Origin of the sequence: Undibacterium cyanobacteriorum (assembly GCF_031326225.1) — a bacterium.
GTDB lineage: Bacteria > Pseudomonadota > Gammaproteobacteria > Burkholderiales > Burkholderiaceae_D > Undibacterium > Undibacterium cyanobacteriorum.
On the sequence record NZ_CP133720.1, the window covers coordinates 2,116,653 to 2,143,254 of the forward strand.

The window sequence follows — 26,602 nt, forward strand, 5'->3', positions numbered from 1 at the left end:
CTAAAAAAATTGGAACGAACTTCGTTTGATTTGCAATAAACTTTATCGTACAAAAAAATAGCCAGAACGAATCTGGCTATCCTTGGGACACAATTAAGAACGTTTGATTTTCGCGTTGGCAGCGATACGCATACGCAGGGCATTCAGTTTGATGAAGCCACCTGCATCGGCTTGATTGTAAGCGCCGCCATCTTCGTCAAAAGTGGCAATGTTCATGTCAAACAGAGAGTCTGTTTTTGAATCACGTGATACCGTGATGACATTGCCTTTGTACAGCTTGACGCGGACCCAACCATTGACGTTTTGTTGAGTGTGGTCGATCAAAGTTTGCAGAGCGACGCGCTCTGGTGCCCACCAGTAACCGTTGTAGATCAAACTGGCGTAGCGTGGCATCAAATCATCTTTCAAATGAGCGACTTCGCGATCAAGTGTAATCGATTCGATGGCACGGTGAGCGCGCAACATGATGGTGCCGCCTGGCGTTTCATAGCAGCCGCGTGACTTCATACCGACGTAGCGATTTTCGACCAAGTCAAGGCGACCGATACCATGCTTGCCGCCGAGGCGATTGAGTTCGGTTAACACAGTTGCTGGCGACATCCGTACTCCATTGAGGGCGACGATATCGCCTTTTTCGAATTCGATGTCGAGGTATTCTGGTGTGTCAGGTGCAGCTTCTGGGCTAACCGTCCAACGCCACATCGATTCTTCCGCTTCGGCACTTGGATTTTCCAAATGACGACCTTCGAAACTGATGTGCAGCAGGTTGGCGTCCATGGAGTAGGGCGCGCCGCCATTTTTATGTTTCATATCAATCGCAATGCCAGCGTCTTCGGCGTATTTCAAGAGCTTCTCACGCGACAACAAATCCCATTCACGCCATGGAGCGATGACTTTGACATTTGGCATCAAAGCGTAGGCGCCGAGCTCGAAACGGACTTGATCATTGCCTTTACCGGTTGCGCCGTGAGAGATTGCATCGGCACCAGTTTGTTTGGCGATTTCAATCAGACGTTTGGCGATCAATGGACGCGCGATGGAGGTGCCCAATAAGTATTCGCCTTCGTACACCGTGTTTGCACGGAACATTGGGAAAACGAAATCGCGCACGAATTCTTCACGCACGTCGTCGATAAAAATATTTTCTGGCTTGATGCCAAATTTCAGGGCTTTGGCGCGCGCTGGTTCGAGCTCTTCGCCTTGGCCGAGGTCGGCTGTGAAAGTGACGATCTCGCATTGATAGTTATCTTGTAGCCACTTCAAAATAACGGAGGTGTCGAGGCCACCGGAATACGCTAATACTACTTTTTTTACGTCGCTCATGATGTGCTTTCTGTAGATGAAAAGTAAGTGTGAAGATGTTCGTTGTGATAATTTGTTCGATGTTGTGTTAGCTTTCGACCTTGCCGATGACGAGGTATTCCAATAGCGCTTTTTGGACATGCAAGCGGTTTTCCGCTTCATCCCACACGACGGACTGAGGACCGTCGATGACGCCAGCGGACACTTCTTCGCCGCGATGCGCTGGTAAGCAATGCATAAACAAGGCTTCAGGATGGGCGCGTGCCATTTTCGCTTCATCAACGATCCAACCGTCGAAGGCTTTCAAACGTGCTTGATTTTCCGCTTCATAACCCATGCTGGTCCACACGTCAGTATTGACTAAGTGCACACCTTCACAAGCATCAGAAGGATTTTCAAAGACGGTGTAATACTCAGGCTCAACCGTCACGTTCGATGGATCGATGTCATAGCCTTTTGGAGTGGAAATGTGTAAATGGAAGCCGAACACCTTGGCTGCTTGCATCCATGAATACATCATGTTGTTGGCATCGCCAATCCACGCCACTTTCTTACCTGCGATAGAACCTTTGTGTTCGATGTAAGTGAAAACATCGGCGAATACTTGGCAAGGATGGTGTTGATTAGTTAGGCCGTTAATAACCGGCACGCGAGAGTTTGCTGCGAAGCGCTCAATCATCGATTGTTCGAACGTACGAATCATAATGATGTCGCACATGCGGGACATCACTTGACCTGCGTCTTCGACTGGTTCGCCGCGCCCCAATTGGCTATCGCGTGTGTTGAGGTAAATTGCGGCACCACCTAATTGATGCATGCCTGCCTCAAAACTGAGACGCGTACGTGTAGAGTTTTTCTCGAAAACCATGACCAAGGTCCGGTCGAGTAGAGGATGGTAGGTTTCGTAACGCTTAAAACGATCTTTGATGATGCGAGCCCTTTGCATCAGGTAGTCGTATTCTTCGAGACTCAAGTCACTGACTTGCAAAAAATGTTTGATTTTCATGGTCAAGCTACTAGTTTGGTTGGCAGTCTGTCGGTTCACCAATGATGGGGGACCTTAGGCTGCAGAAGTGGCCGCGGCTTCGTCTTTCACCTGTTGGATGACTTTGCCTAACAAAGAAATCATGGTGTCGATTTCTTCGTAGCTGACGTTGAGGGCGGGCATAAAACGTAATAAATTCGGGCGCGGTGAATTGATCAACAGGCCAAATGGTTCGAGGTCGCGTGCCACATCGACCAAGCGTGGGCCGATGTCGCTACCGAGTTTGAGTGCGCGTAGCAAACCTTCGCCGCGCTCACCTTCCATGCCGAATTGATCGGACAAAGTATTGAGTGCTTTGCTGAGATAGTCGGCTTTGGCTTTCACTTCGTCGAGGAAGCCTGGCGCAGTCAGCGCTTGCAATACGGCGATACCTACTGCAGTCATCAATGGTGCACCATTGTAAGTGCCGCCTTGGTCACCTGGGACAAATACCGAAACCTCTTCTTTCGCCAACAAAGCTGCTAAAGGCACACCGCCACCAATGCCCTTACCGAGTGTCATGATGTCAGGTTCAATACCGGAGAGTTGATAGCCAAACAGTTCGCCAGTACGACCCATACCGGTTTGTACTTCGTCGACGATCAAGAGAATGCCATGCTTTTTGGTGAGTGCGCGCAAGGCCTGCATAAACTCGCGCTCTGCTGGAATCACACCGCCTTCGCCTTGCACTGGTTCCAACATCACTGCTACTGTCTTCTCATTGATGAGTTTTTCGACGGAAGCGATGTCGTTTAAATCGGCTTTCGGAAAACCAGTGACCTGGGGTGCGAAGATGGTATCCCATCCAGGTTTGCCAGAAGCTGACATAGTCGCCAAAGTACGGCCATGGAAGCCATGGTCAAAGGTGATGATTTCGAATGCGCCGTTCTTGTGTTTTTGGCCCCATTTACGCGCCAATTTAATCGCACCTTCGTTGGCTTCAGCGCCACTGTTAGCGAAGAAGACACGGTCGAAGCAGGAATGCTTGGTCAAGAGATCGGCCAAGGCGACCATGTTTTCGTTGTAAAACGCAGGGGAGGGATTCAACAATTTACCCGCTTGGGCGACGATGGCGTCCTCGATACATTTTGGTGAATGGCCTAAGCAATTGACGGCCCAACCTTGGAGGTAATCGAGATAGCGTTTGCCTTTGTGATCAGTCATCCACATGCCTCGGCCTTCCGTAAACACCAGCTCAGGGCGCGGTGTAATGTACATCAAAGCGTTGACGTTGTACTGACTAAATTCCATTTCAAACTCCTCGTGGATAGGGCAAACAGTTGATTGAGCAAACAAGAGTAAAACAAAAAAGGCAAAAAAAAACCACAGGGGTTGAGCCTGTGGTTTTTGTGTGTCCGTGCTAAATTTACGCGCAGGACTTCCCAGGCTCGGAGTGCGAACGGCGACGTCGAGCGATATTTGGGGAAGACATGTCAGTAAAATTTTTCATGGGCGTAGTGTAACGGTTTTTTTCTTGTTTTGCGCACTGCAAAACGAAAAAAGTCTAAAAAAATCAAAAAAGCTGAGAAGCTTAATTTTTCGCCAAGTCCGCTTCGGAGGTGAAGGAATCCGCGTAGAACTCTTCGGCAGGCAGACCACTTTGGGCGACAAAATCCCGTTTAGCCGACTCCACCACGATAGGCGCGCCACAAGCATACACTTGGTATCCAGAGAGGTCAGGGTGATCTTGTAAGACCGCTTGGTGCACGAATCCTGTGCGACCTGTCCACTGATCATCAGCGTGCGCATCTGATACCACTGGCACGTAGGTAAAGTGAGCGAACTTGCTTGCCCATTCCTTACACAAAATTTGCATATACAAATCTTTAGGGCGACGACCACCCCAGTAAAGCGTCACGGGACGTGTCGATTGAAGGTGGATCAAATGTTCCATGATGGCTTTGATCGGCGCGAAGCCGGTGCCCGAGGCCAACAGAATGATGGGTTTATCGCTATCTTCGCGGAGGTAAAAACTTCCCTGTGGTCCTTCGAAACGCAGAATGTCGCGCTCTTTGACGGTCGAGAAAACTTGGTCAGTGAAGAAGCCACCGGGCATGTGACGAATGTGGAGGCTTAAGTGTTCTTCAGAGTGTGGTGCGTTGGCCAAACTGTAGCTACGACGCTTACCATCGTTCAACATGAATTCAATGTACTGACCTGCACGGTAGTTCAATTTTTCATTGGCAGGTAACTGCAGACTAATGAGCATCACGTCATCGGCCAATTTTTCGATTTTCGAAATTCGGCTTGGTAGTTTCTTGATTGGATATTCATCGTCTGCCAATTGCTCGCGCGCTTCAATTTGTACGTCCGAACTTGGTTTGGCGCAGCAGAAGAGAGCCCCACCTTGCGCTTCTTCTTCAGCATTCAAAGCACGTTCTTGGTGGGGGCCATGAGCTACCGTGCCATTGAGCACTTTACCTTTACAAGAGCCGCAGGCACCATTTTTGCAGCCATATGGCAAAATGAAGCCCGCGCGTAGTGCAGCGCTTAAAATAGTTTCGTCACTGTCGCACTCGAATTGGCGACCACTTGGTGAAAGACTGATTTGAAATGCCATAATGTTGATGAACTTCCTCAAAACTTAAAAAATGATGTGCTGGCGAGAGCACCAGAATATTTCGACCCTAAAATCTCGATTTGAATGTGGGGCGTGGATGTGCAACCTGAATGTGGAACGATCATGGTTGCTAGCATTTTCGCACTTCAACAAGTATCGAAATAAGTCATAGATTAAAACCAGATGAATAAACACCACACGAGTAATGATGTCGGCGCTTTGGAATGCAATACAAAGCCTTCCTCTCAACTTCATAAACCACGCGTGGTGATCATTGGTTGCGGCGATGTTGGTGAACGTTTGATTCCATTGCTCATACCGCATTTTCGCGTATTCGCGGTTACTAGTCAGGCCTCAAGTTCGAATCGGTTCGCACAGCTCCGTCGATTAGGTGCAGTGCCAATTCAAGCGAACCTTGATGATGCGAATAGTTTGTGGCGACTTCGACAACTTTCATCGCGTTTTGTGCATCTAGCACCACCAGCAACGTTTGGCGAAATTGATGCCAGAACGCGGCGATTGGCCGCTATTTTACCTGAGAAGGCACAGCTTGTTTATATCAGCACTACCGGCGTGTACGGGGATTGTGCTGGCGCAAGTTTTGATGAAGCCAGAACGGTCGCTCCCAGTAATGCGCGCGCTAAACGTCGCGTTGATGCAGAAAAGACTTTGCGAACGTGGGCCAAACGTGGTGCGCGCAATTTAAGCATTTTGCGGGTGCCGGGCATTTACGCAGAGGACCGCCTACCGATTGAACGCTTGCAAAAAGGGACGCCAGCCTTAATCGATGCAGAAGATGTTTATACCAATCATATTCATGCAGATGATTTGGCCTACGTAATAAAGCTCGCCTTATTCCGAGCGATGCCTTCGCGGGTGTATCACATTGTCGATGATAGCGCTTTAAAAATGGGCGAATATTTCGATCTGGTAGCAAAAGCCTATAACTTGCCGCCCGCACCGCGTCTGCCGCGGACAGAGCTAGAAAAACAAGTCTCGCCGATGTTGCTCTCCTTTATGTCGGAATCACGGCGTTTGCAGAATCAACGCTTGAAGCTAGAGCTCGGTGCGCGCTTGACTTATCCGGAGGTATCGGTCGCTTTGGAAAAATTTCGTGCACTTGCTAGGTGACGCAGGTCTAACTCGCCGAGATCGTTGTGAGATCAATTTCGTCGGTGGCGGATTTTTGTTTGATGATGTGAATTAATCCTGCTTCAGCAGCATTTTGAGGGTGACGCATGACCCGGTTATAGAAGTCTTCGCTATGCGTTCCTTCCACGTGACTGATACCGATGCAGGCATTTCGTCCGCTTTTCTTTACCATGTATAGGCCTTGGTCGGCAAAATTGACGACCTGGGCCCAAGTTAATAGATGAGGTTGCCCCGGTAAAAATGGGAAGCTGGCGTATCCAACCGAACAGGTCCGGTGGATTTCGATATCATCGATTAAGTTAAAGCTTGTGCTCGAGGTGATGTGTCGAATCCGTTCAGCCACAGTTGGCGCGTCACGACGATTGCAGCTACGAGCCACAACCAAGAATTCTTCACCGCCCCATCGTATCAAGTAATCCGATTCACGGAACACCCGAGCGAGGCGATCGCGCATTTGAATCAAGACCATATCGCCGCAAGCATGCCCATAAGTGTCGTTGACTGACTTGAAGTGATCGAGATCGACCATAAAGAAGACTATATCTTCATCATTCTGTGCCTCATCCTGACCAGCTTCAATTTGATCTTCGTAAGTGCGTAAGACACGAGCGACATCAGCTTCAATATTTTGTAAAAGGAAGCGTCGGTTACGCATTCCAGTAAGTGGATCGGTAATGCTGACTTCTTCTAATTGGTTTTGTGTTTCGCGTAGCGTTTCTAAAGTCGCTTGGAGTTGCTTGTATGCGTAGGCATTGTCCAAAGCGATGGCTCCGTAAGCCGCCAAGGTACGCAAAATAGAACGCTCGCGTTCGCCGTAAACATGCGGGCGGATCGATTGAATCGACATCACTCCAAGTAGACGCTCACCGATCATCAGAGGTGTGTAAAGCAGGCTTAATGTTTCAGCTGTGCCCGGAATAATGAAACGGCCTTGCGTGCCGGGCTCACGTTCTAACACGAATTCTTGACGTTCACGGGCGCAGCGTGCAAATGAAGAGACCGGATGGTCGATGGGAGTGGTAAAGCTAGGAATTGGTTCGCCATTTTCCATCCCAAAAACACACTGTAAGGCATTGCCGTCGTGGGTTAGCAGCGAAATGGCAAAACTGCTGGCATCTAATAAATCATTGACGTGGCGATGAAGTGACTCAAACACCGCTTCAGCATTGAGATTGGCCGTGATCTCCCTACCAATCAATCCGAGTGTTTCGAGGGTGTTGCTTGATTCTTGTAGGTTGGCCGCTCGTTCCGCTTCGCTAAGCGCAATCCTGCGCAGGTGTTCTGCCTCGGCACGATGTCGTTCATTGTCATGCTTTACTTGTAGTGCTACCGCACGGTTCTGCGCATCAATTAATCGACGGCTTTCTTTGGCCTTTGCAGCGATGCGTGCGTAATGAAACGCATTTTTGAAGTCGCCTAAGTCGGCGTAACTGTTTGCGATATCCTCGATGAGATCCGCGGGAATGGTGACATCTTTGATCGAGCTGCAAAGTTCATAAGCCTTGAGTAAGAAGTGCAAACTTAGGGTCGGTTCGTTAATCTGCTCGGCGAGGTTACAATGAGATTTGCGCGATAGCTCCGCTAACACACGATAGCATTTAATTTGCTCGTCGAGATTTTGCTGATCTTGTGCGACCTGAAGTGCGTTTTGTATTTTTTGATGTGCCAGTTCTGCATTGCCCATGCGGCATAAAGCAATTGCCTGCCCGCGCCAACAATCAGAAAGGAAGACTGGCTCATTATGTTCGAGAATCTTTTCTTCGGCACTTTGAAAAAAGGCTAGGGCGTCTTCTGGAGAACCTAAGTCCAGAGCGAGGTCGCCCAAATAACTAAGTGTATGGGCATACGTGCGCGATCCTGGAATCTTCGCTTGCACTGCCAATGATTCAACTAATTTTTCTCTTGCATCGGAATATCTATGTAGGAGACGTAAGGCATTTCCAGTTTGCAGTAATGCGGTTGCAAGAGATCCTGGCCAATTGTTTTGGCGGGCGAGTGCTAGCGCAATTTCATCCCATTCGAGTGCGGCGTCTAGATCGCCAAGGGTGGCGAATGAATCACCGGCATTAGTTGCGGTCAGTATCGCCTGTCGAATTTGTCCTGTTTGGAACGCGGCTTGATGGGCAATGACATGCATACGACAAGATTCGCCCATGTCCCCTATTTTGTTGGCAACGATCGCCTTGGCACTGAGCAGCCAGGCGAGAACAGCAGGAGCTGGATCTGGCACCTCTTTTTGAAACTGATCGATATCAGCTCTGCATCGCTGCGGTTCGCGCATCGCACTGTTGTGCAGACTGCGAGCTATCGCAATTTGTAACCTTTCTTGGTCACCAATTCCTTGATAAATATCGATCGCGGACTGTAGGCATTGATCGCGTTCAGTTATTTGACCGAGGTCTCTCTTTATCGAACTCTGCAGGAAGTAGCAGTCGCCCACACCGGTCAGGTCTTTGAATTCAAGAAAGGCGTGTTTGGCTTCGTAACAATAATGCTCAGCAAATTCGAGTTCGCCCCTTAGCCAATTGATTTCAGCATGTACTAAAGCAAGTCGCGCCATATTTCGGCGAAACCAAGCGTCGTCATTGGCGGCCCGGGCCAGTAAGAGTGTTGCCTCGTCTGCTAATTCTTTGGCACGCGCACAGTGACGCTGGCGCAGATGCCAAGCTAGTGAGACCAGAACTGCGAGGCGAGGAGTGCCTTCGAGCAATGCAAGCTTCGATTCCAAATTGAGAATGTCGTCGTCGCCAGTAAACAGATCCATATTGCTTGCTCAAGCGCCAGGTTACGGGAAATTAAAAAATTGTTTCAAAGCAATTTAACATAAAGAATTTGGGCTTGAAACAGATCGACAAAAAAAAACACCTTCCAGCAAGTGGATAGGTGTTTTCCTGTGCATATGGTGTTTAAAGTAAAAGAAAAAAATGAATTTTTTTCTTTTTTGGGGGCGCTTGAAATTTAAAATAAGGCTGAAGTGACTTTCAGGACCTCGTCGGCGGTGGTGACACCATCGACAATTTTGTATGCACCTGCCACCCTGAGTGGTTTCATGTCGTCACGGATCGCTTGGTCACGCAATGCGTGAATATCTGATTCCGCTTGAATTTGTTTGCTAAAGGACTGAGTGACTGTTAGCAGCTCATAGATCCCGGTGCGTCCCTTATAGCCGGTATGGCGGCATTCAAGGCAGCCGACAGGGCGATAGATTTTCTTTGGTTTTTCGAGTGGCCATTGATCAATTAAGGCTTCCCACACGGCGTCTTCGAGTTCACCATCATCGCTCTTGCAATGCGGACAAAGTGTACGAACGAGGCGCTGTGCCAAGATCCCTATAATTGTAGCTTCCAATAAGTAATACGGAACCCCAAGTTGGAGGAGGCGCATGATCGCAGATGGCGCATCATTGGTATGCAGCGTCGAAAGAACCAAGTGCCCCGTGAGGGCTGCTTGAATCGCCATTTCAGCAGTGGGTAAATCACGGATCTCACCGACCATGATGATGTCGGGATCTTGCCGCATCAATGCTCGAATCCCATCTGCAAAATCGAGTTCGATGTTGGATTGCACTTGCATTTGATTGAAGGATGCTTCCACCATTTCAATTGGATCCTCAACGGTGCAGACGTTGACATCAGGTGTGGCTAAGGCTTTGAGGGTGGTGTACAGCGTCGTCGTTTTGCCGGAGCCGGTAGGTCCGGTGACGAGGATAATGCCATGCGGTTTTTGCGTGAGGTTGTCCCAGCGCACCGCGTCTTTTGTAGGGAAACCGAGTTCGGGTAAAGTTTTGACGACCACTTCGGGATCAAAGATACGCATGACGACTTTTTCGCCGAACGCTGTCGGCAAGGTTGAGAGACGAAGCTCGACTTCTTGCCCATCATTTGTTCTGGTTTTGACGCGACCGTCTTGAGGGCGCCGCTTTTCGATCACATCCATGCGCCCCAGCAGTTTGATGCGCGCTGTCATCGCAATCATGACGACTGGGGGTACTTGATACACTTGATGAAGCACACCGTCGATACGGAAGCGGATGGTCCCGACATCACGTTTGGGTTCAAGATGAATGTCTGACGCACGTTGATCGAACGCGAATTGCCAAAGCCAGTCGACAATATTGATAATGTGCTGGTCATTGGCATCGACGGCTTTATTCGAATTTCCTAACTCAACCAGTTGTTCAAAGTTATTGCGCAGCGCGATATCGTTCGAATTTGATTTGCGTGCGTCTTTGATCGACTTGGCCAAAGAGAAGAACTGAGCGGTATATTGTGCGACATCAAGCGGATTCGATAAGACGAGATGGATTCGCTTTTTGGTGAGACGTGAAATCTCATCGAGCCATTGATTGTCAAAAGGATCGGTGGTCGCGATTGTGACGGTGTCCGGCGTCGCATCGACGGGCAAAATATTAAAGCGCGTCGCATAAGTGGAAGTCATAATATCTGCCACTTTGGTAAAGTCGATTCGCAAAGGATCGATACGATAGAAGGGGACGTTGGCTTTCTTTGCTGCCCATTCTGTCAAAAAGTCGAGTGTGAGTAACTGTTGTGGCTTGAGTGCAGAGTATAGTTTCGCCTGTGCGATGGCGGTTAAAGCATGCATGCCGGCAGGTCCGTTCTTCTGCAGAGCGCGTGCATGATTGAAAGCGACTTTGGCATCTTCTTTTTTTACTAGGCCATCTTCCATCAGCCAAGTGAATAACTGTTGAAGGCTGAAGGTTTTGCTCGTACTCATAGTCGACTCTTCGATAAATTTTTGAATGTAGGTTCGTCCAGATTATGCCTGTGATGCCAGTAATCCGTCCAGCCAAGCATGGGCTGGGAGCTTGGTGAGGTTTTGAATCTCTTCAGCACGTGTTCTTAAGATTGCCTCATCGAGTTTAAGTCTTGCTTTGAAAGCGATGGCAACGACATTGCCATCATGAACGGGGGGGAAGCATAGAACCGTGCCGAATACAAACTTGAGTACCTTGAGATTTTTGGCAAAGCTAGGATGATCCCCAAATAAATTCACCGTGAGGATTCCATCAGGATGTAAACAGTCGGCGCAAGCTTGATAAAACTCGGAGCTGTCTAAAACGGGACCTTTGGCGGTGGCGTCGTATAAGTCAACTTGCAATGCATGAAGGGTGTTGTGATGTTCGCTATCGCAAACGTAGTCCATGGCGTCCATTTCCATGACATGTAAGCGAGCATCATTGGGAGGTAGTTTGAACATGCTCTCGCAGATGGCGATCACAGCAGGGTTGATATCAACCGCGGTCACTTGGCAATCGGGGAATTCACGATAACAAAACTTGGTGAGCGCACCGGTCCCCAGTCCAAGTTGTGCGACGTGACGCGGCGTCTTGTGAAATAGCATCCATGCCATCATCTGTTGAGCGTATTCGAGTTCCAGCCAGTCCGGTTTGCGCAATCGCATGGCGCCCTGGATCCACTCGGTGCCGAAGTGCAGATATCGAACGCCATCAAGCTCAGACAAAGTAATTGGAGCGAATTTTGGCTTTCTGCTTTTAGTCGAATGCGCCTGTTCGGCCCGAGGTCCTGAGCGATAATTGCTCTCTGCTTCGATAGATTTGCGTTTGATTAACATCGTAATAAGTGTTGAAAAATGCTGAGAGTTTTGCGAAATTGTACGGAGGGTAGCGGTAAAGAATACTTACGAATTCCACCTATACTGTTGATTGAAAGCGATTGTAAACTGTAGGCTATGATTTTAGGGTTATTTTTTGTTTAAGGCACCACTCAGATACAACTGATTGTTTGCCTCGTTTAGGAGTGAAAAATGAGAAAAGTTCTGATGGTTTCCGCGGCGATCGTGATTGCAACTTCTTTGAGTGCTTGTGTGACGACATCGACTTCGGGTAGCGTCTATCGTCCATATCAAACACAAAATGAAATGACAGTGCGTATGGCGGTCGTTGAGCAAGTACGTGAAGTCACGATTGCGCAAGGCAATTCCGGTGTTGGTACTTTGACTGGTGCGGCTCTAGGTAATATTGCTGGTTCCAGCATGGGCGGTGGCCGTGGTTCGACCGCGACAGGAATCGTTGGTGCAGTGGTAGGTGGTATTGTTGGTCACAATATTGAATCCCAAAACAATATGCGTAAGGGCTTAGAAATCACTGTCCGTTTGGATAACGGTGAATTGCGTGCGATCACCCAAGATGCTGATGAAATGTTCCGTCCTGGTGAGCGTGTACGCTTGTTGTCAGATCGCCGTACGACCCGTGTATCTCACTAATTTGTAAGTAAATGTAAATCAGCGCGGTCGCCGTTGCATTTTCTCTGAGCGCTTGCTGTCGTCATGATAGGGCGATGTTGAAAGTAATGTCGTCAGGCGCAATTGGCTACAATTTATCTTCAATAATGGCTACAAAAAGCAAAAGCCCGAGACCTTGATCTCGGGCTTTTGCTTTGGTGCCAGTTGCTGGTGCTGCCTATAATTATGCGGCGTTCAACAACATTTCATTGACGCGGCGAACGAATGCACTCGGGTCGGCCAAATTACCACCTTCCGCCAGAGATGCTTGGTCGAACAAGATGTGGGACCAATCATCAAACTTCGCTTCTTCATATTTCAGACGTTGGACCAGTGGGTGATCTGGATTGATCTCGAGAATTGGTTTGGATTCAGGAGCGGATTGGCCTGCTGCTTTTAACATGCGAACCAAATTACCAGATAACTCATTTTCATCTGCTACCAAGCAAGCAGGAGAATCAGTCAAGCGGAAAGTCACACGAACGTCCTTCGCCTTGTCGGCCAAGGAAGTCTTCATCTTTTCAACCAATTCTTTGAATTGTGTTTCTGTTTCTTCGTGCTGCTTCTTCTCTGCTTCGTCTTCCAATTTGCCAAGATCAAGATCGCCTTTCGCGACAGACGTTAAAGTTTTGCCTTCAAACTCAGTCAGGAAGGACAGCATCCATTCATCAACACGATCGGTCAACAACAAGACTTCGACGCCTTTTTTGCGGAAGATTTCCAAGTGGGGGCTATTCTTCGCAGCGGCATAGTTTTCCGCAGTGACGTAGTAAATCTTGTCCTGACCTTCTTTGGCACGCGCGATGTAATCGGCTAATGAAACATTTTGTGCGTCGCTATCGTTATGTGTTGAAGCGAAGCGTAATAGAGCAGCGATACGATCTTTGTTAGCATGATCCTCACCAATACCTTCTTTCAAGACTTGGCCGAACTCTTTCCAGAAGGTCGCATATTTTTCTTTCTTGCTTTCGGCTTCATCGCCCTCTGCATTCGCTAAGTCTTCCAGCATGCCCAAGACACGTTTGGTCGATCCATCACGGATGGCTTTGATGTCTCGTGACTCTTGCAAGATTTCGCGAGAGACATTCAAAGGCAGATCGTTGGAGTCGATGATACCTTTGACGAAGCGCAAGTAGACGGGCATCAATTGCTCAGCGTCGTCCATAATGAAAACGCGCTTGACGTAGAGTTTGATGCCGCCACGTTTATTGCGATCCCACAAATCAAATGGTGCGCGGCTTGGAATGTAGAGCAATTGTGTATATTCGCTACGACCTTCTACACGGTTATGGGTGTGCGTCAGTGGCGCAGTGTAGTCGTGAGAAATGTGTTTGTAGAATTCAGTGTATTGCTCTGGCGTGACATCAGACTTGCTGCGTGCCCACAAAGCGCTGGCTTGATTGACGGTTTCCAATTCGTCTTTCAATGCCATTTCTTTCTTCTCTTCGTCCCATTCTTCTTTCTGCATCAAGATGGGCAAAGAAATGTGATCGGAGTAGGTGCGAATCACGGATTTGAGTTTCCATGCAGAGAGGAATTCGTCTTCGCCTTCGCGCAGATGCAAAGTGATCGCCGTGCCACGGTCTTCCTTGTTGATGGTTTCAACACTGAAGTCACCAGTGCCTGCGGACTCCCAACGCACGCCTTCATTGGCAGCGAGGCCGGCGCGGCGTGATTCAACGGTGATTTTGTCGGCGACGATGAAGCCAGAGTAAAAGCCCACGCCAAACTGGCCGATCATAGCGGCATCTTTTTGTTGATCGCCAGAGAGTTTTGAGAAGAATTCTTTAGTGCCAGATTTAGCGATCGTGCCGAGATGCGTCACCGCATCATCACGACTCATACCGATGCCATTGTCGGCGATCGTAATCGTCCGAGCGGCTTTGTCAAAAGTCACTTTGATCTTGAGCTCAGAGTCACTTTCAAACAAGCCTGCATTATTGATCGCTTCAAAGCGCAATTTGTCCGCGGCATCCGATGCGTTGGAGATCAGTTCTCTTAAGAAGATTTCTTTATTGGAGTACAGGGAGTGAATCATCAATTGCAATAACTGAGAGACTTCAGCCTGAAAACCTAAGGTTTGTTTTTCTGACATGCTTTCCTCGAAAAATAAGAGAGTTGGTTGGTGTTACAGGTGGCGTCGTTGCAGTAAGGGCTCTCATGCACCTGCTCACACCAGATCATTACAAAAAATCCGGAATAACTGCTAAGCGCAAGATCTGAGGCTGACCCTCGGATTTTTCAAGAGCTTTTTATTGATAATTTTTCTGTTTTAGTCTCTTACTGGAGTCGGTTTATTGGTTGAAATATGATTATTGCAAAATTCTTTGATAACTCAATTGAAGAGCGATTTGTCATGTTCTAGTAGTAAGTCTTTGAAATAATGGCAAATTATGCTGCGGTTGGATGTGAAATATTTAGAGTAATTCACTCCGGATGTGTAAGTTTTGCATTGCAACATGTTATAATCATCGGTTATCCGAATTCTTTCTTGTTGAAGCTCAATCATGACCAATCAAATACGTGCTATTCGTAACATCGCCATTATCGCCCACGTTGATCACGGCAAAACTACGCTCGTCGATCAATTGCTGCGCCAATCCGGTACTTTCCGTGAAAACCAGCAAGTTGACTCCCGCGTGATGGACTCTAATGACATCGAAAAAGAACGTGGTATCACGATCTTGTCGAAGAACTGCGCGGTTGAATACAAAGGTACACACATCAATATCGTCGACACCCCAGGCCATGCGGACTTCGGTGGTGAAGTAGAACGTGTGTTGTCCATGGTTGATAGCGTGTTGTTGTTGGTTGATGCGCAAGAAGGCCCAATGCCACAAACGCGTTTCGTGACACGTAAAGCTTTGGCTTTAGGTTTGAAACCTATCGTTGTCGTGAATAAGATCGATCGTGAAAATGCGGATCCACAAAAAGCAGTGAACGCGACTTTCGAATTGTTTGATAAATTGGGCGCAACGGATGAGCAGTTAGATTTCCCTATTATTTACGCATCTGGCTTCAAAGGCTACGCTGGTTTGGAAGACACCGTGCGTGAAGGTACGATGGAACCTTTGTTCGACGCGATTTTGAAATACGTTCCAGCACGTGAAGATGATCCAAATGGTCCATTGCAATTGCAGATCACGTCTTTGGAATACTCTTCTTATGTCGGTAAGATTGGTGTTGGCCGCATCTTGCGTGGTCGTATTCGCGGTGGTCAAGACGTCGTTTGGATGAATGGTCCAGAGGACAAACCAACCAAGGCGCGCGTCAATCAAGTGTTGACGTTTAAAGGCTTAGATCGTGTCCAAGTTGAAGAAGCCTATGCTGGTGACATCGTTTTGATTAACGGTATCGAAGAGTTGGCGATCGGTTCCACAGTGTGTGCAGTTGATACACCAGAAGGTTTGCCAATGTTGAAGATTGACGAACCAACGTTGACCATGAACTTCATGGTGAACACATCACCGTTGGCTGGTCGCGAAGGTAAGTTCGTGACGACACGTCAAATTCGTGATCGCTTAGAGCGTGAATTGAAATCCAATATGGCGTTGCGTGTGGTACAAGCGGAAGGCGACGATTCCACATACGAAGTTTCTGGTCGCGGTGAATTGCACTTGACGATTTTGATCGAAAACATGCGTCGTGAAGGTTTCGAGTTGGCAGTGTCTCGCCCACGCGTTGTTTTCAAAATGATTGATGGCGTGCGTTATGAGCCATACGAAAACTTGACCGTCGACGTTGAAGAAGTCAACCAAGGTGGCGTGATGGAAGAGCTCGGCCGTCGTCGTGGCGACCTGCAAAACATGGAACCGGACGGTAAAGGTCGTGTTCGTTTGGAATACCATATTCCAGCACGTGGCCTGATCGGTTTCCAAGGTGAATTTATGACCTTGACGCGCGGTACTGGCTTGATGAGCCACGTCTTCGACGAATACGCACCAGTAGACAATACCAAAGGTGAGTTGGCTGGTCGTCGTAACGGTGTATTGATTTCTCAAGAAGATGGCGCTGCTGTTGCTTACGCGATTTGGAAGTTGCAAGATCGCGGCCGTATGTTTGTCAGCCACAACGATCCAGTGTACGAAGGCATGATCATCGGTATTCACTCTCGCGACAATGACTTGGTTGTGAATCCAGTTAAAGGTAAGCAATTGACGAACGTGCGTGCGTCCGGTACAGACGAAGCGGTACGTTTGGTACCACCAATTCAGTTGAATTTGGAATACGCGGTTGAATTCATTGAAGATGATGAATTGGTCGAAGTGACACCGAAGAGTATTCGTTTGCGTAAGCGCTTCTTGAAAGAGCACGAGCGTAAGAAAGCTGCTCGCGAAACTGAGTAATCTTGCACATGACCTGCATGTGTAGGTCAGAAAAAGCTAGCAGACCCGTTTGAGATGCCTCAAGCGGGTTTCTGTTTTTTAGCCTTGAATTGTTGAAGAGGAGGCCAGCGATGCAACAGCATCAAATCGTACAGCCAAGTCATAAGCAAGCCTTGTTTTTGATGGTCATTGCCCCAGCGATGTGGAGTTCGGCTGGTGTTTTGTCGCGCAAGTTGGAATCCGCGCGTGGTTTCGAAGTGAGTTTTTGGCGTAGTTTTTTCGCGGCCTTGTTCGTCATTATTGCACTGGCTTTTCAACATCGCTCGCGGTTAGGGGCAAAACTCAAGGGCCTCGGGAAGTTTGGTTTGTTTTCTGGTTTGATGTGGGGCTCGATGTTTTCCTGCTTCATGTTAGCCATCACCATGACCACCGTGGCAAACGCCTTGATCGTCGAAAGTTTGTCACCCTTGTTGACGGCGATTTTCGCTTGGATATTTTTAAAAGAAAAGATTCCAACGCGGACTTGGTTAGCGATCTTGGTTGCTTTTGTCGGTATGGTGTGGATGTTTATCGACGGTTTTTCCAAGCTCGATGGTCGCGGTTTGATCGGTGTGATCTTGGCTACTTGCGTGCCGTTGGCGGCTTCGTCGAACGTGATCATCCTGAAGAGGGGTGGGCAAGATGTGGATTTGATACCGGCAGTTTTTGTCGGCGGTCTGATTTCCGCTTGTTTGATGTTGCCGATGGCTTTACCATTCTCAGCGTCCGTGCATGATCTGATTATCTTGGCGACGCTAGGCGTGTTCCAGCTGGGCGTGCCTTGTATGTTGATGGTGCATGCGGCAAAAGGTTTGTCCGCGCCTGAGTTGTCCTTGCTGTCTTTGCTTGAAGTGTTATTGGGACCATTGTGGGTGTGGATGGCGGTGGGCGAAGTGCCTGCCCAAGCCACCTTGGTTGGAGGCGCGATTGTATTGACGGCGCTCATTTTTAACGAAGTAACCGCCTTGCATTTAGAGCGTAAGGAGGCAGCGACACATTAAAGAATGTCGAATAAGGATTCAAACGAAGAACGTCATTGTTGAAGTCGCTTCGTTTCGAGAATTGATATCCAGTATGAGTATTCAGAATCGATACCTGGTCTCAAAGGAATTGCGCTAAATATTGTTTTATTGAAGGAAGTAAATCATGTCATCAAGCACCAAACTCAAAGCCCCAGAGTTACTGTTGCCAGCAGGCTCACTCGAGAAAATGCATGCCGCTTTTGATTTCGGCGCAGATGCCGTTTATGCCGGCCAACCTCGTTATAGTTTGCGCGCTCGCAATAATGAATTCTCGACCTTGGATGTGTTGCAGAAAGGGATTGATGACGCCCATGCTCGTGGCAAATTGTTCTTCGTTGCTAGTAATATTTTTCCGCACAATTCCAAGCTCAAAACCTATTTGAACGATATGGAACCCGTCATTAAAATGAAACCAGATGCGTTGATTATGGCTGATCCTGGTTTGATTATGATGGTGCGTGAAAAATGGCCAGAAGTGCCTGTGCATTTGTCAGTGCAAGCCAATGCGGTGAATTGGGCTGACGTGAAGTTTTGGCAGAAGATGGGCTTAACGCGTGTGATTTTGTCGCGTGAATTGTCGATTGATGAAATCGAAGAAATTAAGCAACGTTGCCCAGAAATGGAGATTGAAGTTTTCGTCCATGGCGCTTTGTGTATCGCCTACTCGGGTCGTTGTTTATTGTCGGGTTATTTCAATCACCGCGATCCTAATCAAGGTACCTGCACTAACTCTTGCCGTTGGGATTACAAAGTCGAAAATGCAACTGAAAACGAAACGGGTGACCTGCAGCGCATTCCAGTAGAAACCATCAAGTTTGACTTCAACAAAGCATTGGAAGAAGCCAATCAGAGTTTTTCTGCGATGGGCGATATGCAACGTCATCCGCTTGCGGATCGTCCTTACCTCATCGAAGAATCTGGTCGTCCAGGTAATTTCATGCCTATCTTGGAAGACGAGCATGGTACCTATATCATGAACTCGAAAGACTTACGCGCAATCGAGCACGTCGAGCGTTTGGCAAAAATTGGTGTGGATTCTTTGAAAGTCGAAGGTCGTACTAAGTCATTGTATTACGTGGTGCGTACGGCACAGACGTATCGCCGTGCGATTGATGATGCAGTGGCAGGTCGTCCATTCAATGAGCGTCTCTTGAGTGAACTCGATGGTTTGGCAAATCGTGGTTATACCGATGGTTTCTATCAGCGTCACCACACGCAAGATCATCAAAATTATATGGAAGGCGTTTCCAAAGCACACCGTAGTCAGTATGTAGGTAACGTTTTGTCCGTCGCCGATGGTTGGGCTGAGGTTGAAGTGAAGAATCGCTTCTCTGTTGGTGATCGCATCGAGATCATTCACCCAACTGGCAACGAAACAGTCACTTTGAGCGAGATCCGCAATAAGCATAACGAAGCGATCGACGTGATCGGTGGTGCAGGGCACACCGTTCGCATTCCATTGGAAGGTAAATACGATAAAGCTTTGTTGGCGCGTATGCTGTGATGCGCGGATGGTAATAATTTCTATACTCACCCTCAAATTATTTGTAGTGGCGTAGTAAAGTTGTGGAAGTACCCGCAGGGCATTTAGTCTGCGGGTATTTTTTTGGGGCTGCACAATGAGGTCTTCTTAGCAAAAAATCTAGAGAGTTACCTAAGTTTGCAAAGTTGTGTGAAATAGCGTGATTGCAGACAATAAAGGTTTAAGATAAAAGCTGTATTTATTTTGCGCGGGACCATTTTGCAGCCGGCTGATGCAAGGAAGTTGGTCTCAACGCATTTAATTAGAAATGTCCATAAATGCCCATATAAGGCATATAAAAAATATGACGGAGATGGAAAAGGGGATCGGAGCTTCCAATTGCTTGTGGCTCTCGATCACGATTAGCTTGTTACTTTCAGTATCGGATCGCGCCAACGCGAGTCCGAAGTTGCTACTGTATTTCAATGACCGGCCTCCCTACTTGGAAGTAGGGTCGGATGGTGCAGTGCACGGCTTAACGGCAACTCCAGCGGCAAAGGCATTAGAGAAAGCGGGAATTCCTTTCCAATGGAAAAAGGCGAGCGCAGAACAACAGTTGGCCGCCATCAATCGCAACGCTGAACCAGCATGTTTGGTGGGCTGGTTCAAGCGTCCCGAGCGACAATTGTTGGGAAAATTTTCTGTGCCCATTTATGCCGGCTCACGTATGGTCGCACTGAGCCTTTCGAGTAATCCTCGTTTGATTGATCGCATGAGGGTGGTCGATTTGGTTAAGAGCACCGAGCTCACCATGTTGGCTAAGAGCGGTTATTCTTATGGGAATATCCTCGATCAGCACATCAGAAATTTCTCACCGAAACAAGAGTTCGCGACAGGTGAAAATATCAATATGCTGCAGATGCTGATACATGGTCGCGCTGATTACTTCTTGGTGAGCGAAGAAGAGGCGGTCGCGCTTATCGAGCGGTCTGGTCGGTCCAAGCACGATTTTCGTTTAACTTATTTTGTCGAGGGCATTAAGGAAGATACGCGTCATTTTTGGTGTACACGACAAACTCCAGATGGTCTCATTTTGAAGCTTAACGGTGTGCTGCAAAGCACTGTGGCTCGCCAGCGCAAACAGGCTACATCTTAGGCTTCGATACAATTGAAAGTCTGAAGACAATTAACGGGCTTCGAGTGGTAGTGATGGTATAAATGCGCCACTTCGGAATATTTGGATCACGATGTAAGTTGCGACCATACCATAGATGATTTTTGGAACCCATGTGGCGATCTCATCACGGAATTGGGACTGCGCTTCGGTTTCAGCGAGAGCATAGCGCCACAGCATTTCCGGAAGTGTTCCGCTACTTTCACCTGTCCGTGCAAGTTCAATGACGGCTTCGTTTCCGAGCATAGGATTGCTGTTCAAGGCTTGCGATAAAGTCCAGCCATCTTTTAGTTGGCCTTCCATTCTCAAAAAATGTGGCCGCATCTCGCTGTTCCAAACGGTCTGCGTTGCTAGTGGAACCGCTTCAAACATGGCGACTCCTGCTTCAAGCAAAAGGCTCAAGGATTCAAAAAACTGCTTGGCGTTATCTCGCAAGATCATGGGGCCGAATAAAGGTAGCTTCAGTAGTAATTGATCGAGCTGATCATGCTTTATTGAAGAGGCAATTTTCGTATTCGGTGCTCGACTGCTTTCCAGTCGTTTTCGAAAAACATGTACCGCGCCAAAAATCGCGAACAGTGGTAGCACAATGCCCGCTAGGTATTGGAACGTAGAGATGCTCCCCAATACAAGTGCCGGTAATCGTAAAACGATCAGTGCAAACACCAGCATGAACATGGGTAGGCGCAGGCGAGACTTGAGGCGTTGCTCAAGGATAGCTTTTTCTTTATAGACCGAGGCTAAACGTTTGTAACTGAGGCCGGGGCTGCCAGCAGCGCAGGCAGCTTTTATCAAAGCATATTCGAAACGATCAAATAGTTGTGCGCCGTAGGCAGCGGTTGCGATATCGCTGCCACGATCAATGGCACGACTGCATAACTGAACCTGTGCCTGGTAGCGAGGTCTTAATCGCAGCTGGCGAAAGCTTTGTTGCGCCGAAATGCCCGCATTCTCCATCGTTGCTAAGTGAGTAAAGAGTTCGGCCTTTTCTATGGTCGTCAGTATCATTAGATCAATCTTATTCAGCGCTTTGTTCAGTAATGGCTTCGGCTATTTTTCTAAACATCGTATCGATCTCATCGTCTGAAATAATCAGTGGAGGTGAGAGTGCGATGATGTCGCCAGTGGTTCGAATGAGCAGATCTTTTTTCCAAAAGCATCGGTGAAAAATATCATAGGCTCGTGTCGTGCTCTTGCCGACCTGTGGCGTTAATTCAATCCCGCACACCAGTCCGAGATTTCGAATGTCTTTTACGTTAGGGCAGTCTCTTAGGCGATGGGCTGCGATCTCAAATGCTTTGGACATTGTTGCAGCACGATCGAACAGAGATTCCTCACGATAGACATGAATGCTCGCGATTGCAGCCGCACAGGCAAGTGGATGGGCTGAATAGGTATAACCGTGGAAGAATTCAATCTGATCTTGTGGTGCTGCGTGCATAAAAGTGTCGTAAATTTCATCGCGACTGAGCACTGCGCCCATGGGAACGGCGGCGTTTGTGAGTCCCTTTGCAAGCACCATTAAGTCCGGCATGATGCCAAAATAGTCAGCGGCGAATGCGCTTCCTAAGCGACCGAAGCCAGTAATGACTTCGTCAAAGATCAAAAGGATTCCATATTTTTTGCAAATCTCACTCAGCGATTTGAGATAGCCTTTGGGTGGAATAATGACGCCGGTCGAGCCTTGTATCGGTTCAACAATGAGCGCCGCGACTGTCAATGGATCATGTGTGGCAAGTAGTCTTTGTTCGAATTCAAGCGCAAGTTCAGCACCGTGTTCGGGCTCACCTTTGCTAAACGCGTTAAGCGAAATATTGAGCGGATGTTTGAGATGATCGACACCGCTCAGTGCGGGACCAAATTGTTTGCGATTGCCAGCAATGCCGCCCACTGAAATCCCGCCGAAACCGACGCCATGGTAGGCTCGTTCGCGACCGATCAAGCGAAAACGCCCACTGTCTCCACGCGCTCGGTGATAGGCAAGTGCCATTTTGAGTGCGGTATCAACTGCCTCAGATCCATCATTGCAAAAAAACACCTTATTCAATCCTGCCGGTGCAATTGAGACCAGGGCGCTCGCTGCATCGAATGCGAGCGGATGAGCCATTTGAAACGTGGGTGCGAAATCGAGTGTGGCAGCTTGCTCTTGGATGGCTTGCACGATGCGAGGGTGCCCATGCCCAGCGTTAACACACCACAGACCTGCAGTGCCATCGAGAATTTGCCGATCATCTTGACTCGTGAAATACATTCCTTTGGCGGCTTTTAATAAGCGGGGCTCAGTCTTAAATTGCCGATTCGCCGTGAATGGCATCCAAAAATGTTCTGTATTGATTGTTGACATGGCTGCAAATGGTGAGATGCTTACTTTTTATGAGGTATTCGAAAATGCTTGAGAGATTTTTAAAAATTTCTCAAACATTTACTTCAAAAAATGGATTTGATTGGTATTGATTAGGATAGCGGAATTTATTTGTTTTCCCTAGCGAACTCGATTTGAAACAACGAACTTTGTATCCATCGAAGGCGGTATCTAGTGGTGCAACTTGATTAACTTTGCAGTGAAATGTGCGCTGCTATCGCATGGCAGGTAAAATAGCGGGCTGGCCGCAATTATTCCTGAGGCTTCAAATTTTTTGATGTGTTTTGCGTTGTTTCGTTTTGTTCTGTGAGTCATTGTGAGTTCTAAGTTATTGCCACCACGCCGCTTGTCTGTCGCACCCATGATGGATTGGACGGATCGTCATTGCCGTGTTTTTCATCGTCACATCACTCGCCATACCTGGTTGTACACCGAGATGGTCACTACGGGGGCGATTATTCATGGTGACGTGCCGCGTCATCTCGACTTCAACCAGATTGAGCATCCTATCGCGCTGCAATTAGGTGGCAGTGAGCCTGCTGATTTAGCGATTGCTGCCAAGCGCGGGCAAGAATGGGGCTACGATGAAATTAATCTCAATTGTGGATGTCCTTCTGAGCGCGTGCAAAAAGGCGCGTTCGGCGCCTGCCTAATGTCCGAGCCCGCCTTGGTTGCCGATTGTGTCAAGGCCATGCGTGATGTGGTCGACATTGATGTTACGGTCAAACATCGGATTGGTATTGACGACGTACAAGAGTATGCCTTCGTACGAGATTTTGTAGGTCAAATCGCAGAGGCGGGGTGCTCTACCTTTATTGTCCACGCGCGCAATGCGATTTTGAAAGGCTTATCGCCGAAAGAGAATCGTGAGATTCCTCCACTGAAGTATGAGTACGCTTATCAACTCAAGCGCGATTTTCCAGATTTGGAAATCATTATTAATGGCGGCGTAAAAACACTGGAAGAAATTGATCTTCATCTGCAGCATTGTGATGGTGTGATGTTGGGGCGCGAGGCCTACCATAATCCTTACTTGATGAGTGCATTCGACGCGCGTTACTATGGCGATACCAATGCCCCCAATTCTCGCTTGGCAGTGCTGCAAGCGATGATTCCTTATATTGAGGATCAACTCGCACGCTTTGGCGACAGCGGGAAGGGCTTACGTTTGAATAGTATTACGCGTCATATGCTCGGTCTGAGTTTTGGTTTGGTTGGGGCGCGCGCTTTCAGACAAATGCTGTCAGATACCAAGAAACTGGCGAGTGGTAATCCGCAATTGTTGTTAGAAGCGTGGTCACGCGTGGTCGAACATGCCAATGAAGCTTCGTAGCGATGAAGCTTCGTATGACTGGCGATTCGTAAAAATATCGATGAATAAGATGTAAGGGGATTCTTGAAATGAAAGTAGCTAAGCTTGTTTCGTTTGGTGTTTTGCTGGGACTGTTAGGTGGTGTTGGCGTAAGCTTTGCCTTTGCCGCGGACCCCGTCGTCACGGTAAAGAATGCTTGGGTGAGGGCGACCGTTGGTCCACAGAAAACGACAGGTGCTTTCTTGCAGATCGATTGCAAAACTGAGTTGACATTGGTGAAGGTCGACAGTGATGTCGCCGCTATGGTTGAAATGCATGAGATGAAAATGGACAGCGGCACCATGAAAATGCGCGAAGTGGAGCAAATTGCCTGCGTCCCAGGGAAGACGACGGAACTGGCGCCTGGTGGTTTTCATATCATGCTGATGAATGTGCATAAACCAGTGAAAGAGGGCGATCATATCGCTCTGGATTTGGTATTTGAAAACAAGCAAAAAAAGAAGACGACAGTGAAAGTTGATGCGGTCGCCAAGGGCCTCAATGCGGCAAAATAGGATGCTTGTTGGTGGAAACGGCTGAGTTCCCAAGGCAGCGACTCAGCGACCTAAATTCTTTGCGAATGTTTCGGAATTCGTAAATTCGTAAATATTTGTAATAATTGCGCTCAAGCACGGCACAAGCTTCTATAGTGAAACTGTTTTCATTGTATGTCCTGTGCCCTTATAGGGAACTCAACCCGTAGGTCTCCTTCTCCTACGGGTATTTTTTTGCCTATCGCGTACCTGCGGGCCTAGAGCGACTCTGCTAGGTTGATCTTTCCACTAAGAAAAACGATGTAGGCTTGCAAAGTATTTGCCAGATTCAACAATCTCTCGTATAATGCGAGGCTCACTTGATACGGCATTTGCCGCAGTGAACAATGGTGGTCGTAGCTCAGTTGGTAGAGTCCAGGATTGTGATTCCTGTTGTCGTGGGTTCGAGTCCCATCGACCACCCCACAGTTTTAAATAAAAAGCCCGCTTTTTGAGTGGGCTTTTTGTTTTTGAAATTTGGCACTGCTTTGGTAGTGTTTTTTGTCTTTAACCTAAGCGCATTAATCGTTAAGCCAAGAAAAAAGCGCACCGCAGTGCGCTTTTTAGTTGGTGTCGCCTTAGATCACGGCAATGCGATTTCATTATTCACACTGAACTGATAATCGCGGAACACGTGTTCAGCGGTCAGTAATTCGTAGGTGCCATCAGGTAATTGGCGCGTCGTGTCCTTCAAGCGATAAGTCGTTTGGCCGCAAGTCCAGCATTTGAAATTACGCATGTGGGTGCAGAGACAGGTTTTGTCCATGACCTTGAAGTCTTTATTGTTTGGATTGGCTTCGAGTTCGCGGTTGTAGGCGTCGATGTAAGAGCAGCCACCATTGCCATCAAGTAGATAGCCGTAGGCTTCGCAGCCTGGTCGAATATTGGAGCCGATCGCTGGCGTATTGCTGAGCATGCGCATTGGATAGCCAGTCGGTGAAACCGTGTTGACGATGATTTCTTCTTCCTTGGCTTTGAAGTACTCTTGCTTCACGTCGTCTGGTAAACCGCACTCTTTGGTAATGGTGAAGCGGGTTGCGACTTGAACGCCACCAGCGCCAGCTTCGAGGAAGGTAACTGCGTCGCTACCTGTGAAAATGCCGCCGGCAGCGATCACAGGGATATCAAGATTTTCACCTTTGAGATATTGCAGCACTTCAGCAACGATAGTGTGCAGATCATATTTTGCCCAGTCTAAGCCGAAACCTAAGTGACCACCAGCGAGGGGGCCTTCAACGATGACGTAGTCAGGCAAACGATTGAGTTTCGCGTTTTTACGCAAGAACAATTGCAAAGCACGTACCGAGGAAACGATGATGCCGAGCTTAGCATCGCGGAAGCGCGGATGGTCTTCGATCAAGCCAAACGAACCCAAATGCAAGCCCGCACTCATCGTGATGCCATCGATCCCAGCATCGAGCGCTGAGGCAAGACGAACCCGTAAGGTGTCGCGTGGGCCGTTCATGGTCAACTTTTCCATACAATTGACGAAGATCATGCCGTCGCCTTGTTTGGCTTCCATGGTCTTGCCAACGTGTAGGCGGGTGGCTTCGGCTAATTGATCGAGGTCGAACTTGATGTCGGTTTTATCAAGATTGTTGATGTTGTATTTGTATTGCTTCGTTTTATCTTTGATGAAACTTGTGTCGAAACGACGATCAGAAACATCATGAACCAAAGCGTCGGAGATATGGCCGATACCTCCTAAACGTGCAGCAACTAAAGAAAGTTCCGCGGTTGAAATATCGACACCCATGCCGCCAATCATAATTGGCACTAATTCATGTTTGCCTAAACGCAGGCGAAAATCATCTACACGTTTCATTGTTTTCCTTGAACTACAATAATCTCAAAACTTAACTTCGAGGCAATAGACCATGCGTTTGGCACAGAATTCACCCGGTCAGCATGCATTTTTGTATGCATAGCACGACATATTCTTTGTTGATCCTTCTGCTGGGTCTTGTGAAATCGGGATAAATCGCTCGTTCTTGTTATTTTTAGAGTTCGATTTCTAACTTTTATGGCGTGTCTT

The 26,602-nt window shown here is 48.0% G+C and carries 19 protein-coding genes and 1 tRNA gene; 9 read left to right on the forward strand and 11 right to left on the reverse strand.

Features of this window, described 5'->3' with window-relative positions; translation table 11 throughout:
- Positions 1–93: 93 nt before the first annotated feature.
- The 4 genes from RF679_RS08840 to RF679_RS08855 all read right to left on the reverse strand — a co-directional run bounded on the left by RF679_RS08840 (position 94) and on the right by RF679_RS08855 (position 4,886).
- A complete protein-coding gene (locus RF679_RS08840) occupies positions 94–1,323 on the reverse strand; it encodes an argininosuccinate synthase (protein WP_309483838.1) in 1,230 nt (409 codons plus the stop codon).
- A 67-nt stretch (positions 1,324–1,390) separates the two neighbouring features.
- The gene (gene argF / locus RF679_RS08845; protein WP_309483839.1) at positions 1,391–2,308 is read right to left on the reverse strand and encodes an ornithine carbamoyltransferase; all 918 of its coding nucleotides are present in this window, start codon (positions 2,306–2,308) and stop codon (positions 1,391–1,393) included.
- 54 nt (positions 2,309–2,362) lie between these two features.
- Positions 2,363–3,577 (reverse strand): acetylornithine transaminase, encoded by a 1,215-nt coding sequence (locus RF679_RS08850; protein ID WP_309483840.1) that lies wholly within the window; start codon positions 3,575–3,577, stop codon positions 2,363–2,365.
- A 280-nt stretch (positions 3,578–3,857) separates the two neighbouring features.
- Complete coding sequence (locus tag RF679_RS08855; RefSeq protein ID WP_309483841.1) at positions 3,858–4,886, reverse strand: CDP-6-deoxy-delta-3,4-glucoseen reductase; 1,029 nt, start codon at positions 4,884–4,886, stop codon at positions 3,858–3,860.
- Between the two features lie 183 nt (positions 4,887–5,069).
- Between RF679_RS08855 and RF679_RS08860 the strand changes: the two genes are divergently transcribed.
- Entirely contained in the window at positions 5,070–6,017 is a 948-nt protein-coding gene (locus tag RF679_RS08860) for a Rossmann-fold NAD(P)-binding domain-containing protein (protein ID WP_309483842.1), read from the forward strand.
- Positions 6,018–6,024: 7 nt separating this feature from the next.
- On the opposite strand, the gene RF679_RS08865 is transcribed toward RF679_RS08860, so the two are convergent.
- From RF679_RS08865 to RF679_RS08875, 3 genes are all read right to left on the reverse strand, one after another.
- On the reverse strand, positions 6,025–8,802 hold the full coding sequence (locus RF679_RS08865; RefSeq protein ID WP_309483843.1) for a GGDEF domain-containing protein: 2,778 nt from the start codon (positions 8,800–8,802) through the stop codon (positions 6,025–6,027).
- A 194-nt stretch (positions 8,803–8,996) separates the two neighbouring features.
- A complete protein-coding gene (gene tfpB / locus RF679_RS08870) occupies positions 8,997–10,772 on the reverse strand; it encodes a type IV pilus assembly ATPase TfpB (RefSeq protein WP_309483844.1) in 1,776 nt (591 codons plus the stop codon).
- A gap of 42 nt (positions 10,773–10,814) precedes the next feature.
- Positions 10,815–11,630, reverse strand: a complete 816-nt coding sequence (locus RF679_RS08875) for a spermine/spermidine synthase domain-containing protein (RefSeq protein WP_309483845.1) — start codon at positions 11,628–11,630, stop codon at positions 10,815–10,817.
- Between the two features lie 192 nt (positions 11,631–11,822).
- On the opposite strand from RF679_RS08875, the gene RF679_RS08880 reads away from it, so the two are divergent.
- Positions 11,823–12,281: an outer membrane lipoprotein gene (locus tag RF679_RS08880; RefSeq protein WP_309483846.1), complete on the forward strand. Its 459-nt coding sequence runs from the start codon at positions 11,823–11,825 to the stop codon at positions 12,279–12,281.
- Between the two features lie 202 nt (positions 12,282–12,483).
- On the opposite strand, the gene htpG is transcribed toward RF679_RS08880, so the two are convergent.
- Positions 12,484–14,394, reverse strand: a complete 1,911-nt coding sequence (gene htpG / locus RF679_RS08885) for a molecular chaperone HtpG (protein ID WP_309483847.1) — start codon at positions 14,392–14,394, stop codon at positions 12,484–12,486.
- A 412-nt stretch (positions 14,395–14,806) separates the two neighbouring features.
- Between htpG and typA the strand changes: the two genes are divergently transcribed.
- The 4 genes from typA (at position 14,807) to RF679_RS08905 (ending at position 20,303) form a co-directional block, all read left to right on the forward strand.
- Positions 14,807–16,645 carry a translational GTPase TypA gene (gene typA, locus RF679_RS08890; RefSeq protein WP_309483848.1) on the forward strand — a complete coding sequence of 613 codons (1,839 nt, stop codon included), beginning with the start codon at positions 14,807–14,809 and terminating at the stop codon, positions 16,643–16,645.
- Positions 16,646–16,755: 110 nt separating this feature from the next.
- Positions 16,756–17,664 (forward strand): DMT family transporter, encoded by a 909-nt coding sequence (locus tag RF679_RS08895; RefSeq protein WP_309483849.1) that lies wholly within the window; start codon positions 16,756–16,758, stop codon positions 17,662–17,664.
- A gap of 145 nt (positions 17,665–17,809) precedes the next feature.
- Positions 17,810–19,189, forward strand: a complete 1,380-nt coding sequence (gene trhP, locus RF679_RS08900) for a prephenate-dependent tRNA uridine(34) hydroxylase TrhP (protein ID WP_309483850.1) — start codon at positions 17,810–17,812, stop codon at positions 19,187–19,189.
- A gap of 322 nt (positions 19,190–19,511) precedes the next feature.
- A complete protein-coding gene (locus tag RF679_RS08905) occupies positions 19,512–20,303 on the forward strand; it encodes a transporter substrate-binding domain-containing protein (RefSeq protein ID WP_309483851.1) in 792 nt (263 codons plus the stop codon).
- A gap of 30 nt (positions 20,304–20,333) precedes the next feature.
- Here the strand turns inward: RF679_RS08905 and RF679_RS08910 are convergent, their stop codons facing one another.
- The gene (locus RF679_RS08910; protein ID WP_309483852.1) at positions 20,334–21,329 is read right to left on the reverse strand and encodes a type II secretion system F family protein; all 996 of its coding nucleotides are present in this window, start codon (positions 21,327–21,329) and stop codon (positions 20,334–20,336) included.
- Between the two features lie 10 nt (positions 21,330–21,339).
- Entirely contained in the window at positions 21,340–22,665 is a 1,326-nt protein-coding gene (gene aptA, locus RF679_RS08915; protein ID WP_309483853.1) for an omega-aminotransferase AptA, read from the reverse strand.
- A gap of 379 nt (positions 22,666–23,044) precedes the next feature.
- On the opposite strand from aptA, the gene dusA reads away from it, so the two are divergent.
- From dusA to RF679_RS08930, 3 genes are all read left to right on the forward strand, one after another.
- Entirely contained in the window at positions 23,045–24,016 is a 972-nt protein-coding gene (dusA, locus tag RF679_RS08920; RefSeq protein WP_373921763.1) for a tRNA dihydrouridine(20/20a) synthase DusA, read from the forward strand.
- A 68-nt stretch (positions 24,017–24,084) separates the two neighbouring features.
- Positions 24,085–24,549, forward strand: a complete 465-nt coding sequence (locus RF679_RS08925) for a copper chaperone PCu(A)C (protein ID WP_309483855.1) — start codon at positions 24,085–24,087, stop codon at positions 24,547–24,549.
- A gap of 368 nt (positions 24,550–24,917) precedes the next feature.
- A tRNA-His gene (locus RF679_RS08930) sits at positions 24,918–24,993 on the forward strand.
- A gap of 157 nt (positions 24,994–25,150) precedes the next feature.
- Here the strand turns inward: RF679_RS08930 and RF679_RS08935 are convergent.
- On the reverse strand, positions 25,151–26,392 hold the full coding sequence (locus RF679_RS08935) for a nitronate monooxygenase (RefSeq protein ID WP_309483856.1): 1,242 nt from the start codon (positions 26,390–26,392) through the stop codon (positions 25,151–25,153).
- Positions 26,393–26,602 lie beyond the last annotated feature (210 nt).